Annotated in this window: 13 protein-coding genes; 5 read left to right on the plus strand and 8 right to left on the minus strand. The window is 70.2% G+C overall.

The window, feature by feature from the left end:
* Positions 1-55: 55 nt before the first annotated feature.
* Complete coding sequence (locus ACIQ8J_RS01390) at positions 56-1,303, minus strand: NYN domain-containing protein (RefSeq protein ID WP_403263642.1); 1,248 nt, start codon at positions 1,301-1,303, stop codon at positions 56-58.
* Positions 1,304-1,568: 265 nt separating this feature from the next.
* Between ACIQ8J_RS01390 and ACIQ8J_RS01395 the strand changes: the two genes are divergently transcribed.
* A complete protein-coding gene (locus ACIQ8J_RS01395; protein WP_403263644.1) occupies positions 1,569-1,745 on the plus strand; it encodes a hypothetical protein in 177 nt (58 codons plus the stop codon).
* Between the two features lie 72 nt (positions 1,746-1,817).
* Here ACIQ8J_RS01395 and dnaE read toward each other — a convergent pair whose 3' ends face one another.
* A complete protein-coding gene (dnaE, locus tag ACIQ8J_RS01400; protein WP_403263646.1) occupies positions 1,818-5,357 on the minus strand; it encodes a DNA polymerase III subunit alpha in 3,540 nt (1,179 codons plus the stop codon).
* A 169-nt stretch (positions 5,358-5,526) separates the two neighbouring features.
* Here dnaE and ACIQ8J_RS01405 point away from each other — a divergent pair, with 169 nt between their 5' ends.
* From ACIQ8J_RS01405 to ACIQ8J_RS01415, 3 genes are all read left to right on the plus strand, one after another.
* Entirely contained in the window at positions 5,527-6,855 is a 1,329-nt protein-coding gene (locus tag ACIQ8J_RS01405; RefSeq protein WP_403263648.1) for a DUF2252 domain-containing protein, read from the plus strand.
* 90 nt (positions 6,856-6,945) lie between these two features.
* Entirely contained in the window at positions 6,946-7,620 is a 675-nt protein-coding gene (locus ACIQ8J_RS01410) for a hypothetical protein (protein WP_403265152.1), read from the plus strand.
* A 51-nt stretch (positions 7,621-7,671) separates the two neighbouring features.
* Entirely contained in the window at positions 7,672-8,484 is an 813-nt protein-coding gene (locus ACIQ8J_RS01415) for a thioredoxin domain-containing protein (protein ID WP_403263650.1), read from the plus strand.
* Between the two features lie 232 nt (positions 8,485-8,716).
* Here ACIQ8J_RS01415 and ACIQ8J_RS01420 read toward each other — a convergent pair whose 3' ends face one another.
* Entirely contained in the window at positions 8,717-9,301 is a 585-nt protein-coding gene (locus tag ACIQ8J_RS01420; protein ID WP_403263652.1) for a dienelactone hydrolase family protein, read from the minus strand.
* 30 nt (positions 9,302-9,331) lie between these two features.
* Here ACIQ8J_RS01420 and ACIQ8J_RS01425 point away from each other — a divergent pair, with 30 nt between their 5' ends.
* Positions 9,332-10,384 (plus strand): mechanosensitive ion channel family protein, encoded by a 1,053-nt coding sequence (locus ACIQ8J_RS01425; protein WP_403263654.1) that lies wholly within the window; start codon positions 9,332-9,334, stop codon positions 10,382-10,384.
* Positions 10,385-10,420: 36 nt separating this feature from the next.
* On the opposite strand, the gene ACIQ8J_RS01430 is transcribed toward ACIQ8J_RS01425, so the two are convergent.
* The 5 genes from ACIQ8J_RS01430 to ACIQ8J_RS01450 form a co-directional block, all read right to left on the minus strand.
* Complete coding sequence (locus ACIQ8J_RS01430; protein ID WP_403263655.1) at positions 10,421-12,007, minus strand: Na+/H+ antiporter; 1,587 nt, start codon at positions 12,005-12,007, stop codon at positions 10,421-10,423.
* 116 nt (positions 12,008-12,123) lie between these two features.
* Positions 12,124-12,582 carry a GNAT family N-acetyltransferase gene (locus ACIQ8J_RS01435; protein ID WP_403263657.1) on the minus strand — a complete coding sequence of 153 codons (459 nt, stop codon included), beginning with the start codon at positions 12,580-12,582 and terminating at the stop codon, positions 12,124-12,126.
* On the minus strand, positions 12,579-13,520 hold the full coding sequence (locus ACIQ8J_RS01440) for an RluA family pseudouridine synthase (protein ID WP_403263659.1): 942 nt from the start codon (positions 13,518-13,520) through the stop codon (positions 12,579-12,581). Before ACIQ8J_RS01440 ends, ACIQ8J_RS01435 begins: the two co-directional genes overlap by 4 nt.
* Before the next feature lie 89 nt (positions 13,521-13,609).
* Positions 13,610-14,176 carry a signal peptidase II gene (lspA, locus tag ACIQ8J_RS01445; RefSeq protein ID WP_403263661.1) on the minus strand — a complete coding sequence of 189 codons (567 nt, stop codon included), beginning with the start codon at positions 14,174-14,176 and terminating at the stop codon, positions 13,610-13,612.
* 61 nt (positions 14,177-14,237) lie between these two features.
* Positions 14,238-15,176: a TraR/DksA family transcriptional regulator gene (locus ACIQ8J_RS01450; RefSeq protein WP_403263663.1), complete on the minus strand. Its 939-nt coding sequence runs from the start codon at positions 15,174-15,176 to the stop codon at positions 14,238-14,240.
* Positions 15,177-15,516: the final 340 nt, after the last annotated feature.

The raw sequence follows: 15,516 nt of genomic DNA on the forward strand, positions 1-15,516 counted from the left end.
GGTCGAGGCACCCGCCCCGCCCCGGGGGCGGTTCTAAGCCACGCTGTCCGTCCGGCTACTCCCCGACCGGCTGCCGCTCGGCCGCCGCGCGTACGTCGATCTCGCGCCAGAAGCCCGCCCGGATCGCGTACCGGTCGTGCTCGTCGATCTGGTCGTCCTTGTGCGCGAGGAGGCCGAACCGGGCCGCGTAGCGCAGGAGTTCGCCGTCGATGCGGTGCGGGATGCGCGGGTACATCGTGGACAGCTTCTGGACGTGCGAGGGCTCCGGGAGACGTTCCATCCAGCGCCGCGCGAAGACCTGGCCCACTTCGTAGGGGTCGCCGCCGACCGTGGTGATGTCCTCCTCGCGGTCGGCCCAGCGCTGCTCGGCGCTGGTGAGCTGGGCCAGCGTCGGCAGGGAGGCCGTCTCGGGGGACTCGCCGAGCGCCGAGCCGGGGCGCTCCACCCAGCCCTTGTCGGAGGACCAGCGCAGCGTCGCCGATGCGGGCTGGGGCGGCGCGGGGGTGCTGCCGGGTGCGCGCAGACCCGCGAGGTCCTTCGGTGTCGGTACGCCCTTGACGCCGCCCGGGGCGGGCACCGCGGCACCGTTCTCGCCGGGGGCCACGGACTGCGCGGTGCCGTTGCGGGTGGCCGCCGCCTGGGCCTCGGCGGCCCGCTCGGCCGATGCGGCGAGCGCCGACTCGGGCAGCGGCGCGGAGAGGATCGCGGCGATCTCCGGGCGGGGCGCGGGGGCCGGGGAGCAGATGCCGCTGAGGTCCTTGGCCCGTACCGCCTGGGTGATCCAGGAGCGGTCGAGCACCCGGCGCTCGTCGGCCTCGGCGACCAGGTCCTCGGACTGGTTGTAGTCGCCGTCGGCGGCCTGCACGGCCCACAGGTGCACGGCGACGCCGTGTTCCTTCGCGGACATCAGACCCGGCAGCAGATCGCCGTCGCCGGTCACCAGGACCACGTCGGAGCAGGCGCGGTTGCGGGCCAGTTCGGTCAGCTCGGCGTGCATGGCGGCGTCCACGCCCTTCTGCGCCCAGCGGCCGTCGCTGCGGGTCAGCGCACCGAGGCGGACCGTCACCCTGGGCATCACGCGCAGCCGCCGGTGCTCCGGCTGCGGCACCCGGTCGGGGGCGCCGTCGAACCAGTAGATGCGCAGCAGCGGCTGCTGGGTGTCGGCCTCCGCGCGCTCTCGGAGCCCCTGGATCAGGGCGGCATGGTCGACGGTGATGCGCGAACGGGCCGGTTCTCCGGCGAGCAGACTCGCGGCGGCGCCGAGCAGGTAACCGGCATCCACCAGGACGACGCAGCGGTCCATGCGTTCCACCCTCTTTCGGGAACCGAAAAGCCAAAGAAAAAAGAATCAGGAGCGGGGGTGCGGGAGATCACCGAATGAACTTCGGGGTTTCCTTCGAGTCTGCCCGACCGCGCAAGGGTTGACGTCCGGAACTCGATCATCGGCGTGGCGGATTGGGAAGAGACGGCGCCATCACACACGGTAATGGTCCGAAATGCGCTCTTTGTGGAGATGTGTGAGTCTGGCAGCGGCCCTGGCCCCGAGTTCCCCCACAGGAGGCATCCCCATGGCCAAGAACAAGAACCGCAAGTCGGCCCAGCAGGACAAGTCCAGCTCCGCCGAACGCGGCCAGGAGCAGGCGAAGTCCACCGCCTACGAGTCCCAGGCCATGCCGCAGACGCAGGCTCAGGGCAGCCCGGCGGATGTTGCCCGTAAGCACCAGCGTCGATTCGGTCACAACTAGCCGTTCTGGCATGAGTAAGGGGCGCACCCCCATGGGGTGCGCCCCTTACTCATGCCAGAACGTACGGAGAACTCAGCCGGCCAGGCAGGACGGGCCGAGCAGCACCTTCAGGTCACCGAAAAGGGCCGGATCCGGCTGGACCCGGTGCCGGTCCAGGCGCAGGACCGTGGTCGAGCGCGGTCCCTGGAGCTTGATCCGTACCTCGGTGTTGCCCTTGTGGTGCTTCAGGATCTCGCCGAGCCTGCTGACCATCGGCGGGGTGACCTTCACGGTGGGGATGGTCAGGACCACCGGCGCGTTGGTGCCCGCCGAGGACAGGTCGGGGACCATCAGCTCCATCGCGACCAGGCGCGGGATGTCCTCGCGCTTGTCGAGGCGCCCCTTGACGAACACCACGGCGTCCTCGACCAGTTGGGTCGACACCAGCTGGTAGGTCGCCGGGAAGAACATGCACTCGATGGAGCCCGCCAGGTCCTCGACGGTGGCGATCGCCCAGGCGTTGCCCTGCTTGGTCATCTTGCGCTGGAGGCCCGAGATGATGCCGCCGATGGTGACGATCGAGCCGTCCGAGTAGTCGCCGCCGGTCAGCTGCCCGATGCCCGCGTCCGCCTTGTCGGAAAGGACGTGCTCCAGGCCGAAGAGCGGGTGGTCGGAGACGTACAGGCCGAGCATCTCCCGCTCCTGGGCGAGCAGGTACGACTTCTCCCACTCCACGTCGCCGAACTCGACGTCGAGGCCGAAGCCCGGCTCGCTGGTGTCCTCCTCGCCCATGCCGCCGAAGAGGTCGAACTGCCCCTCGGCCTCCTTGCGCTTGACCTGCACCACGTTGTCGATCATGGGCTCGAAGTGGGCGGTGAGGCCCTTGCGGGTGTGGCCCATCTCGTCGAAGGCGCCGGCCTTGATGAGGGATTCCACGGTCCGCTTGTTGCAGACGACCGCCTCGACCTTGTCCAGGAAGTCGGGGAAGGAGCTGTACTTCCCCTTCGCCTTGCGGGACTTGATGATCGACTCGACCACGTTGGTGCCGACGTTGCGGACCGCGGTGAGGCCGAACAGGATCACGTCGTCGCCCTGCGCCGCGAAGTTCGACTCGGACTCGTTCACGTTCGGCGGCAGCACCTTGATGCCCATGCGGCGGCATTCGTTCAGGTACGTCGCCGACTTGTCCTTGTCGTCCTTGACCGAGGTCAGCAGTCCGGACATGTATTCGGCGGGGTAGTTCGCCTTGAGGTACGCCGTCCAGTACGTGACCAGGCCGTACGCGGAGGAGTGCGCCTTGTTGAAGGCGTAGCCCGCGAACGGCACCAGGACGTCCCAGAGCGCCTGGATCGCCTCGTCGCTGTACCCCTTCTTGCGCGCGCCCTCCTGGAACAGGACGAAGTTCTTCGCCAGTTCCTCGGGCTTCTTCTTGCCCATCACGCGGCGCAGGATGTCGGCCTCGCCGAGCGAGTAGCCCGCGATGATCTGGGCGGCCTTCTGCACCTGCTCCTGGTACACGATCAGGCCGTAGGTGATGTCGAGGACCTCCCTGAGGGGCTCCTCCAGCTCCGGGTGGATCGGAGTGATCTCCTGCTGCTTGTTCTTGCGCAGGGCGTAGTTGGTGTGCGAGTTCATGCCCATCGGGCCCGGCCGGTACAGGGCCGAGACGGCGGAAATGTCCTCGAAGTTGTCGGGCTTCATCAGGCGGAGCAGCGACCGCATCGGTCCGCCGTCGAACTGGAAGACGCCGAGCGTGTCACCGCGGCAGAGCAGTTCGTACGTCTTGGGGTCGTCGAGCGGGATGGACAGCAGGTCGAGCTCGATGCCCTTGTTGGCCTTCACCATCTTGACGGCGTCGTCCATGATGGTCAGGTTGCGCAGACCCAGGAAGTCCATCTTCAGCAGGCCGAGCGACTCGCACTGCGGGTAGTCCCACTGCGTGATGGTCACGCCGTCGGTGTGCCGGACCCAGATCGGGGCGTGGTCGACGATCGGCTCGCTGGACATGATCACGCCGGCCGCGTGCACGCCCATCTGCCGGACCAGGCCCTCCACGCCCTTGGCGGTGTCGATGACCTTCTTCACGTCCGGCTCGTTCTCGTACATCGCCCGGATCTCGCCCGCCTCGCTGTAGCGCGGGTGGCTCGGGTCGGTGATGCCGGAGAGGTCGATGCCCTTGCCGAGGACGTCGGCGGGCATCGCCTTGGTGAGGCGGTCGCCCATGGCGTACGGGTAGCCGAGGACGCGGGCCGAGTCCTTGATGGCGTTCTTCGCCTTGATCTTTCCGTAGGTGCCGATCATGGCGACCTTGTCGGCGCCGTACTTCTCGGTCACGTACCGGATCACCTCGACGCGCCTGCGCTCGTCGAAGTCGATGTCGACATCGGGCATGGAGACGCGCTCGGGGTTGAGGAACCGCTCGAAGATCAGGCCGTGCTCGATCGGGTCGAGGTCGGTGATGCCCATGGCGTACGCGACGATCGAACCGGCCGCGGAACCACGGCCCGGACCGACCGCGATGCCGTTGTTCTTGGCCCACATGATGAAGTCGGCGACCACGAGGAAGTACCCGGGGAAGCCCATCTCCAGGATGATCCCCATCTCGTACTCGACCTGCTTGAGGCGGTCGTCGGGGATTCCGTTGGGATAGCGCCGCTTCATCCCGCGCATGGTCTCCTCGCGGAACCAGGTGACCTCGGTGTATCCGTCGGGGATGTCGAACTTCGGCATCAGGTTCTTCTCGACGAACATCCCGGTGGTGTCGATCTGCTGGGCCACCAGAAGCGTGTTGGCGCAGCCCTCCTGCCAGGCGTCCGAGGAGTCGATGGCGTACATCTCGTCCGTGGACTTCAGGTAGTAGCCGGTGCCGTCGAAGCGGAAGCGGTCCGGGTCGGAGAGGTTCTTGCCGGTCTGGATGCACAGCAGCGCGTCGTGCGCGGTCGCCTCGTGGGCGTAGGTGTAGTGCGAGTCGTTGGTGACCAGGGGCGGGATGCCGAGCTTCTTGCCGATCTCCAGGAGCCCGTCGCGGACCCGGCGCTCGATCTCGATGCCGTGGTCCATCAGCTCCAGGAAGTACCGGTCCTTGCCGAAGATGTCCTGGTACTCGGAGGCCGCCTTGAGCGCCTCGTCGAACTGGCCCAGGCGCAGCCGGGTCTGGAGCTCGCCGGAGGGACAGCCGGTGGAGGCGATGAGCCCCTCCGACCACTGGGAGATCGTCTCCTTGTCCATCCGGGGCCACTTCTGCAGCCAGCCCTCGGCGTACGCGTCCGAGGAGAGCCGGAACAGGTTGTGCAGGCCCTTCGCGTTGGCCGCCCAGATCGTCTTGTGGGTGTAGCCACCCGAACCGGACACGTCGTCGCGCTTCTGGTGCGGCTGGCCCCACTGGATCTTGCGCTTGTTGCGCCGCGACTCGGGGGCGACGTACGCCTCGATGCCGATGATCGGCGTGACGCCCGCCTTCTTCGCCGTATGGAAGAAGTCGTAGGCGCCGTGGAGGTTGCCGTGGTCGGACATGGCGATGTGCGTCATGCCCATCTCGTTGCAGGCGTTGAACATGTCCTTGAGCCGCGCGGCACCGTCAAGCAGCGAGTACTGGGTGTGTACGTGAAGGTGCGTGAACGGCGGCTTGGACACGGTTGTGGCCTCCAGCGGCAGGGGGTTCGCAGAGCGAGGGGGACAGCCTCGGAGTCTACGTCGCCCCACTGACAGCCGCGGGGCACTCCGGGGTACGGTCACGCGTTGGAAGGGGCACGGACACCGTCCCGACCGTGACGCACGCAGTACGCACCAGGAGGCACCAGCGATGTCGGTCCCGCAGCCCAGCGCCGAGCAGCGCGGCGAGCAGATCCTCGCCGTTTTCGAGACCGCGTTCGGCGAGCTCCTGGCCGCCGACCCGGCCGCCTTCCGGGTCAAGTTCCGCAGGATGGCGGCCTCGGCGTTCGCCTTCTACCGGGGCACGGCCTGCCTGTTCTACGCCGACCTGGAGAAGGAGCGGACCGGCGGTCCCTACCTGGACGAGCGCACCGGCCGGGTCTGGATCCACGGCGATCTGCACGCCGAGAACTTCGGCACGTACATGGACGCCAACGGCCGGCTGATCTTCAACGTCAACGACTTCGACGAGGCGTACGTGGGCCCCTTCACCTGGGACCTGAAGCGGCTCGCCGCCTCGCTCGCGCTGATCGGCTGCACCAAGGCGTTCAGCGACGAGCAGATCACCGCGCTGGTGCGCACCTGTGCCGCCGCCTACCGCGAGCGCATCCACGCGCTGGCCACCGGCGCCAAGGAGGACGAGGTGCCGCCCTTCACCCTGGACACCGCCGAGGGCCCGCTGCTGGGCGCGCTGCGCGACGCCCGCGCCCGGACCCGGTTCGCGCTGCTCGACTCGATGACCGAGATCCGGGAGTACGAGCGCCGGTTCACCGAGGGCGACGGCTCGATCGAGCTGGACGCGGCCACCCGCTACAAGGTCCTCGCGGCCTTCGACGGCTATCTGGAGACGCTGCCCGACGAGAGCCTGGTGCGCCCGGACTCCTACCGGGTGAAGGACGTCGTGGGGCGGCGCGGCATCGGGATCGGCTCGGCCGGGCTGCCCTCGTACAACATCCTTCTGGAGGGGCACAGCGACGCCCTGGAGAACGATGTGGTGATCTACATCAAGCAGGCGCAGACCCCGGCGGTGTCCCGGCACATCACGGACCCGGCGGTGCGCGGCTACTTCCAGCACGAGGGGCACCGCACGGTGATCTCGCAGCGGGCGCTGCAGGCCGCCGCCGACCCGTGGCTGGGCTGGACCGAGCTGGACGGCGCGGGCCAGCTGGTCGCCGAGGTCTCGCCGTACGCGGTGGACCTGGACTGGTCGGACATCGACGACCCCGACGAGATCGCCTCGGTCGTCGCCGACCTGGGCCGGGCCACCGCCGCCATGCACGCGGCGGCCGACGACGAGAGCGGCCACTCGGAGCTGGTGCCGTTCTCCACCGAGCGGGCCATCGACGCGGCGATCGCGGCCGACGAGGAGGGTTTCGCCGACCTCCTGGTGGACTTCGCGCACTCGTACGGGACGCGGGTCCGGGCCGACCACCAGATCTTCGTGGACCTGTTCCGCAACGGCCGGATTCCGGGTCTTTAGGGTCACCGAAGCCGCAGCCGGACTCCGGGCCGAACTCTTAGCCGAATTCTTGGGCACGGCATACGGCGGGACATGACACACTCCTCCGCGATGGACATATCAGGGACGCAGCTCAGAGCGGCACGCGCGGCGCTTTTCACGGCGCTCGTCGTGACGCTCTCCGCCGCGTCCCATGTGCTGCTCTCACGGGTTCCGCTGCCGCTCACGCTGGTGGCCTCGGCGGCCGGCGCGGTGTTCGTCATCGCGTACGCGCTCGCCGGGCGCGAGCGCGGCTTCTGGGCCATCGCCGGGGCGCTGGTTCCGCTGGAGCTGACCGCCGACACGGTGTTCACCACCGGCCAGCACGTCTGTTACGGACCGGCCGGCGGGCCCGTGGCCGGCGCCCTGCGCGCGGTCGGCGTCGACGTGCTGTGCGGCGGCGGCACGCTGGGGGGCATGCGCACCCCGGCGAACGCGGCCACCCTGCTGACCCACCCCGGCCCGGCCGTTCCCTGGCTGCTGCTCGCCGCCCACCTGGCCGTCGGACTGCTCGCCGCCCTGTGGCTGCGCCGCGGCGAGGCGGCGCTGGCCCGGCTGCTGCGCGCGGTGGCCGCCTTCGCCTTCCGGCCGCTGCTGATCGCGGCGGCCGTGGTGGGCGGCGCCGCCGACGGCCTGCGCCCGCGCGGATGCCCGGCGCACCGGAGCCCGGACCTCTCGCACACCCGCCTCCTGGTGCACTCCGTGGCGCGGAGGGGACCTCCCTGCCCGTCGCTCGGCCTCGCCTGAGCACAGCAGTCCCCCGTCACTTTCCCCACCTGCCATCCGGAGAAAAAAATCATGAGTTCCCGCAACAGCCAGGCCAACAAGGCTGCCGCCCGCGATCGGCTGCGGGCGGAGCGCGAGCGCCAGGCCAAGAAGGACAAGGCGCGTCGGCAGATCATCGTGGCCGCCTCCATCGTCGGCGTGCTCGCCATCGCGGGTGGCGCCAGCTACCTGGTGATGCAGAACATGAAGCCCACCGCGTGGGAGGCCGCCAAGGACAAGACGCTGGTGAAGCCCGCCAACACCACGGGCACCGACGGCACGACCGTCGTCATCGGCAAGGCCGACGCGAAGAAGACCCTCGAAATGTACGAGGACCCGCGCTGCCCGATCTGCTCGCAGTTCGAGCAGACCGTCGGCCCCTCGATCAGGAAGGACGTCGACGCGGGCAAGTACAAGATGCAGTTCATCGGTGCCACGTTCATCGACAACGGCAGCCCGGGTGTGGGCTCCAAGACCGCGCTGAGCGCCCTCGGCGCGGCGCTGAACGTCAGCCCCCAGGCGTTCCTGGACTACAAGTCGGCGCTGTACTCGGCCAAGTACCACCCGGACGAGACCCAGGACAAGTTCAAGGACCGCAACTACCTCATCACGATCGCGGACACCGTTCCGGCGCTCAAGGGCAACGCGGCGTTCGACAAGGACGTGAAGGACGGCACCTACGACAAGTGGGCGCTGACCATGTCGGACAAGTTCAACAAGAGCGGCGTCACGGGCACCCCGACGCTCAAGATGGACGGCAAGAAGATCACCGACGGCGCCTCGGACAACGCCCCGATGGACCCGGCCTCGTACGCCGCGGCGATCGACAAGGCCCTCAAGGGCTGATCGCGGCGGCTGCCGCCGGCGAACGGGCAGTACGGACTCCCGGGTCCGCGCTGCCCGTTCGGCGTCTCTAGGGGGTGTCCGGTGGGTCAGGGTCGGACAGGGCGCGGCGGCTGGTGCGGTGCATCGCAAGGCGCCGGAGCGTCTTCATAGCGGAGCTATGGGGACGTTTCGGCAACGCGGCGAGGTGCCGTGCCAGCCGCCGTGACCCCGGCCATGACCCACCGGACACCCCCTAGTCCGCGGCGGGCTCCAGGGTCTCCAGGAATCCCAGCGCGGTGCGCCAGGTCAGCTCGGCGGCCGCCTCGTCGTAGTCCGGGAGCTCGGGGTCGGTGTAGACGTGGCCGGCCCCCGGGTAGCGGTAGATCTCCACGTCGGCGCCGGCCCGCTGCATCTGCAGGTACCAGGAGTTGAGCCAGTCGCCCGGCTCGAACGGGTCGGGGTCGGCGACATGGAGCTGTACGGGCAGTTCGTCCACGGCCGTGTCCTCGGCCATGTCCGAGGTGCCGTGGAGCAGCAGCAGACCGCGCGCCTTCTCGTCGCCGAGCGCCAGGGTCTGCGCGATGGACGCGCCGAGCGAGAATCCGGCGTAGACGAGGCCGCGCTCCGAGTAGGGGGCGGCGGCGAGGATGGCGCGCTTGAGGAGCTCGTCCTTGCCGATCTCGTCCTTGATCTCCATGCCCTCCTCCACGGTCTCGGTGGTGCGGCCCCGGTACAGGTCGGGGACGTGCACCTCGTGACCCGCGGCGCGCAGCCGTTCGGCCGACTCGTGCACGGCGGGACGCAGGCCGTAGGCCGAATGGAAAAGCATGATGTTCATAGGACCATCGTGCCAGTTACGGTCGGAAGCATGGAGAACGTGCTGCGTCCGTTGATCGTCATCGGCGGCTCGGTCGTGCTCACGCTGCTGCTGGGGTGGCTGGTCGACCGCCTGGTCCGGCGAGCCGGCTCCCGGCACCGCGAGACCCCGCTGTGGGGCCTGCTGCGCCGCTGCCGCGCACCGCTGCGGGTCGTCCTGCTCACCGCCCTGCTCAGAGGCTCCTACCGGCAGATTGCCTGGCGTCCGGTGCGGGACCACGGGGCGGCCCTCGGCCAGGTCCTGACGCTCGTCCTGATCGGCGCGAGCGCCTGGCTGGCGGTGCGGATCGCGGCCGCGGTCGTGGAGTCCTCGTACGCCCGCTACGCGGTCGCCGGCCGCGACCCGGCACGGCTGCGCCGGGTGCGCACGCAGGTCACGCTCATCCACCGGGTGGTCACCGCGATCGTCGGCGTGGTGGCGGCCGCCGCGATGCTCCTCACGTTCCCGCCGATGCGCGCGGCCGGTGCCTCGCTGCTCGCCTCGGCCGGCATCCTGGGCATCGTCGCCGGTGTCGCCGCGCAGTCCACCCTCGGCAACCTCTTCGCCGGATTCCAGATCGCGTTCGGCGACATGGTGCGGATCGGCGACACGGTGGTGGTCGACGGGGAGTGGGGCGTCGTGGAGGAGATCACGCTCACCTTCCTCTCGGTACGCACCTGGGACGAGCGGCGCCTCACCATGCCGGTGTCGTACTTCACCAGCAAGCCGTTCCAGAACTGGTCGCGCGGCGGCGTCCAGATGACCGGCACGGTCTTCTTCCATCTGGACCACTCGGCGCCGCTGCCGCTGATGAGGGAGCGGCTCGCCCTGATCCTCAAGGAGTGCCCCGCCTGGGACGGGCGGGACTTCTCGCTGGCGGTGACGGACACCACGCCGTCCACGATCCAGGTGCGGGCGGCCGTCACCGCCAAGGACGCGAACGACATCTGGACGGTCCGCTGCGCGGTGCGGGAGCAGATGGTGGCGTGGCTGTACGAGCACCATCCGTACGCCCTGCCGCGCATCAGCACGGGTCCGTCGGCCCCGCCTCCTCGACCCGAGTGACGCCCTCCCCGTCGTGGGCAGGCGTTCGGACCGCGGTCAGCGCAGGCTTCGTACGTCCAGCTGCCGCAGCACGCGGTCCACGATCTCCGGGTCGGCGCCCGGCTCGCTGCGGGCGGAGAGCACCTCGTGCCGGGCCGCCGACATCATCTCGCGCTGGATGCGCTGCACCGCCCTGATCCGCTCCACCCGCTTCGCGTACGACTCGCGGCGTTCCTCGTCGACCATGTCGGGGCTGATCCGCGCGCCCACGTCGTACGCCCGTCGCATCAGCTGCTCCATGACGTCCTCGGGCAGCTCCTCGACCTCCTCGATCTCCTTCAGGCGCCGCTTCGCCGCCTTCGCGGCGCGGATCGCCAGGTCCCGCTCCAGGCCGCGCTCGGCGTCCGTGTCGGCCCGTACGCCCAGCTTCCTGACCAGCCAGGGCAGGGTGAGCCCCTGGAAGACCAGGGTGGTCATGATCACCGCGAAGGCGATGAAGACGATCTCGTCGCGGCCGGGGAAGGGCGAGCCGTCGTCCGTCTTCAGCGGGATGGCCAGCGCGAGGGCCACCGAGGCCACCCCGCGCATCCCGGCCCACCACATCACGACGGTCTCCCGCCAGGACACCGGGATCTCCTCGTCGTAGTCGCGCTTGGTGTGCAGCCGCTTGGCCAGCCAGGTGGCGGGCAGCAGCCACAGCAGCCGTACGCCGACGACGACGCCCACCACGGCTCCGGCCCAGCCGAACATGTGCAGTTCGCGGCCCGTCGCGGTGCCGAACACGTTGTGCAGTTCGAGTCCGATGAGGCCGAAGGCGACCCCGGTGACCAGGGTGTCGACGATCTCCCAGAACGTGGCCCCGGCCAGCCGCCCCTGCACGTCGTCGGCGTCCATCGTGTGCTCGGCGAGGAACAGCGCCACGGTGAGCACGGCGAGCACCCCGGAGCCGCCGAACTCCTCGGCCAGTACGTAGCCGACGAACGGGACCAGGAGCGTGAGGCCGATCTGCAGGGTCGCGTCCCCGAGCAGTCCCATCAGCTTGTTGGCGGCCCAGCCGAGCGCGAGGCCGACCACGACGGCGACCACGGCCGAGAGCACCAGTTCACCGGCGGCCGACGCCCACGAGAAGCTGCCGCTCACGGCCGCCGCGATCGCCACGTGGTAGAGCACGATCGCGGTGACGTCGTTGAACAGGCCCTCGCCCTCCAGGATCGACACCAGCCGGCGCGGCAGCCCGAGCGCGCCCGCGACGGCGGTCGCCGCGACCGGGTCGGGCGGTGCGACGAGCGCGCCCAGCGCGACGGCGGCGGCGATCGGCAGCCCCGGCACGATGGAGTTGGCCACCGCGGCGACGGCGGCCGTGGTCACGAAGACGAGCGCCACCGCGAGCAGGAAGATCGGCCGGACGTTGGCCGTGAACTGCCGCCAGGAGGTGCGCTGTACGGAGGCGTAGAGCAGCGGGGGCAGCACCAGCGGCAGGATGAACTCCGGCTGGATGGACACGTTCGGCACGAACGGCAGCAGTGCCATGACCATCCCGGCGAGCGTCATGAGCACCGGCGCGGGCAGACCGAGCCGGTTGCCCAACGGGACCATCACCACCGCGCCCAGGAGAAGCACGAGCAGCAGGGCCAGCTGATCCACGGATGCCCTCCGGGGCGGTGCGGGCCGGAACGGCCTTGACGATCAAGGCCTCCAGCGTGCCACGCACTCCGCCCGAACCGCCCATCGGGGGCGATAACCGCATGAGGCGGACAGGGTCAGAGAACCCGGCGCATCGCCCGGTGCGCCATCCCCGCGTCCGAGAACTCCGGTCCGTACGCCTCGTACCCGAGCCGCTCGTAGAAGCCCAGCGCCTGCGTCTGCGCGTGCAGGTCAACGGCGGTCAGGCCGTGCTCGCGGGCCGTGTCCTCGATGGCGCGCACCAGCGCCGCGCCGACGCCGAGGCCCCGGGCCGCCTCGGTGACCGCGAGGCGGCCGAGCGAGCCGACGCCCGCGTCACCGGTCTTGGCCAGCGCCTCGGGGCCGTGCAGCAGCCGCCCGGTGCCGAGGGGGCCTTCGGCGCCCACGGCCAGGACGTGCAGGGCGATGGCGTCGTACGCGTCGTACTCCAGCTCCTCGGGCACCCGCTGTTCGACCACGAACACCTGCCGGCGCACGGCGAAGCAGGCCTCCCGGTCGGCCTCGTCCGCGGCGAGGCGGACCCGGAAGCCGGTCACTCGCTCTCGGCCCGGATCGTGTCGAGGGCGTACTGCAGATCGGCCGGGTAGGCGCTCTCGAACTCGACCCACTGGCCGTCGGAGGGGTGCTCGAAGCCCAGCCTCACCGCGTGCAGCCACTGGCGGGTCAGCTTGAGGCGCTTGGCGATGGTCGGGTCCGCGCCGTAGGTCAGGTCGCCGACGCAGGGGTGGCGGTGGGCCGACATGTGGACGCGGATCTGGTGCGTGCGCCCCGTCTCCAGCTTGATGTCGAGCAGCGAGGCGGCGCGGAAGGCCTCGATCAGGTCGTAGTGCGTGACCGACGGCTTGCCCTCGGCGGTCACGGCCCACTTGTAGTCGTGATTGGGGTGGCGGCCGATCGGGGCGTCGATGGTGCCGCTCATCGGGTCCGGGTGGCCCTGCACCAGGGCGTGGTAGCGCTTGTCCACGACCCGCTCGCGGAACTGCTGCTTGAGCAGGGTGTACGCCCGCTCCGACTTCGCCACCACCATCAGGCCGGAGGTGCCGACGTCCAGGCGGTGCACGATGCCCTGGCGCTCGGCGGCGCCGGAGGTGGAGATCCGGTAACCGGCCGCGGCGAGGCCGCCGATGACCGTGGTGCCGGTCCAGCCGGGGCTCGGGTGGGCGGCGACGCCCACCGGCTTCACGATGACCACGATGTCGTCGTCGTCGTGGACGATCTCCATGCCCTCGACGGGCTCGGCGACGATCTGCACCGGCGCGGGCGCCTGCGGCATCTCGACCTCCAGCCAGGCGCCGCCGTGCACCCGCTCGGACTTGCCGACCAGGGCGCCGTCGACCTGCACCTTCCCCGCCGCGGCAAGCTCGGCCGCCTTGGTACGGGAAAACCCGAACATGCGGGAGATGGCGGCGTCGACGCGCTCGCCTTCGAGGCCGTCGGGAACGGGCAGGGTGCGGATCTCGGGAATCGTACTCACCCGTCGAGTATGCCTTGCCCCACCGACATCCCCCGCCGCGGTGACCGGCGGCCGGACCTCGCAGCGGGCCCGGCCCCGCGGCCGGTGCCTCAGTCCTTGTGGACGGTGCCGTCCGGGTCGAGGCCGCGGAAGGACAGGATCACGATCAGGAAGCCGCCGCAGACGATCGCGGAGTCGGCCAGGTTGAAGACCGCGAAGTGGGCAGGCGCGATGAAGTCGACCACCGCGCCCTCGAAGACGCCGGGCGAACGGAAGATCCGGTCGGTGAGGTTGCCGAGGGCGCCGCCGAGCAGCAGGCCGAGCGCGATCGCCCAGGGCAGGCTGTAGAGCTTGCGCGCCAGGCGCGCGATCACCACGATGACCGTGGCCGCGATGATCGTGAAGATCACCGTGAACGCCTCGCCGATCCCGAAGGCGGCGCCCGCGTTCCTGATCGCGTTCAGTTGCAGCAGATCACCGATGATCCTGATCGGCTCGTGGTGCTCCAGCCTGGCCACCACGAGCATCTTGCTGCCGAGGTCGAGCAGGTAGGCGAAGACCGCCACCGAGAACAGCACGGGGATCTTCCGCTTGCCCTTGGGCCGCTCGTCAGGGGCCGCCGAGTCGTCGGCCCCTTCCACATCCGGCGTACCGATGATGCGCTCCGCCTCTGCCACGTGAGTCCCTCAACGACTAGGTGCCTGACTGAGCACGAGGGTACGGCACACCCGTACGGAGTCAGCCCCGGCGTTCCTGCTTCTGCTTGTCCTCGACGCACAGGGTGGCCCGCGGGAACGCCTGCATCCGGGCCTTGCCGATCGGCTTCCCGCAGATCTCGCAGTAGCCGTACGTCCCGGCGTCGAGCCGCTCCAGGGCGTGCTCGGTCTGCTCCAGGGTCTCGCGGGCGTTGGCGGCCAGCGCCATCTCGTGCTCGCGGGTGATGTTCTTGGTGCCGGTGTCGGCGTCGTCGTCCCCCGCGCCGTCCCCGGAGTCGCGCATGAGGCCGGTCAGCGCCGCCTCGGAGGCCTCGATCTCGCTGCGCAGCCGCAGGACCTCGCTGGACAGCTCGTTGCGGGCCTCGGCGACCTCGGCCGGGGTCCACGGATCCTCGCCCGGCCGGACCGGAAGCTCCCCGGGAGCCGTGGCGACCGCACGGGCCGCCGGCACCGCCGACGCCGCGGCGGTCTTCCCGGCCGCCGCCACCCCTCCCGCAGTCTTCTTCGCAACCACCTTTTTGGCTCCCGTCTGTTGCGCGGCCGCAGCCGCCCCCTGGGCCGCGGTCGCGGCCCTCTTGGCGCCCGCCCCGGCCGACTTCACCGGCGCCGTCTTGTCGGTCGCCTTGTCGGACGCGGCTCGCGCCGTCCCGGTTGCCTTTCCGGCCGCCGTCTTCCCGGCCGCGCTCTTCCTGGCGGCCTTCTTGGCGGGCGCCGCCTCCTTCGCACCCGCTTCCCCGCCCCCCGCCGCGTCCTCGGCCGCCGCCTTCTTCGCGGTCGCCTTCTTGGCCGTCGCCTTCTTCGCCGGGGTGGTCTTCTCGGCCGCCGCCTTCTTGGCGACGGCGGACTTCTTCCCGTGGGTCTCCTCGGCCGCCGAGCCCGTGGAGGCACCTGCGGCAGCACTTGTGGCACTGGCTCTCTTGGACGCCGTTGTGGTCTCTACGGCGGTCTTCTTCGCCACCATGGCCGCGGCCCCTTCACATATTGTGATCTTGCTCGCGAATCGTGCTGGGACGATAAGTCGACCCCAGGCCCGCGGCAACGGGGCACGCCGCCGGTTCGCCCCGCCCCGGAGCGGCGGCAAGACGAACCTGCATCCGTTGTGCCCAGCTCCCGCCCCGGTGAATCCGCCGGACGGGCGGAGCCGGACTCCGCCATGACCCGTATGGCCATTCGGGTCATGGGCGCACCCCCGGCCCGGCCCGCCGAAAACCGGTCTGCCGCCCTCCGCCGGGCCCCGTACACTGGCCCCAGCGAGAGGCGTGGACGGGACGAGTAGCGGCGTACGCAGCCAAGAGCGATCC

Origin of the sequence: Streptomyces sp. NPDC094147, assembly GCF_044764265.1 — a bacterium.
Taxonomy (GTDB): domain Bacteria; phylum Actinomycetota; class Actinomycetes; order Streptomycetales; family Streptomycetaceae; genus Streptomyces.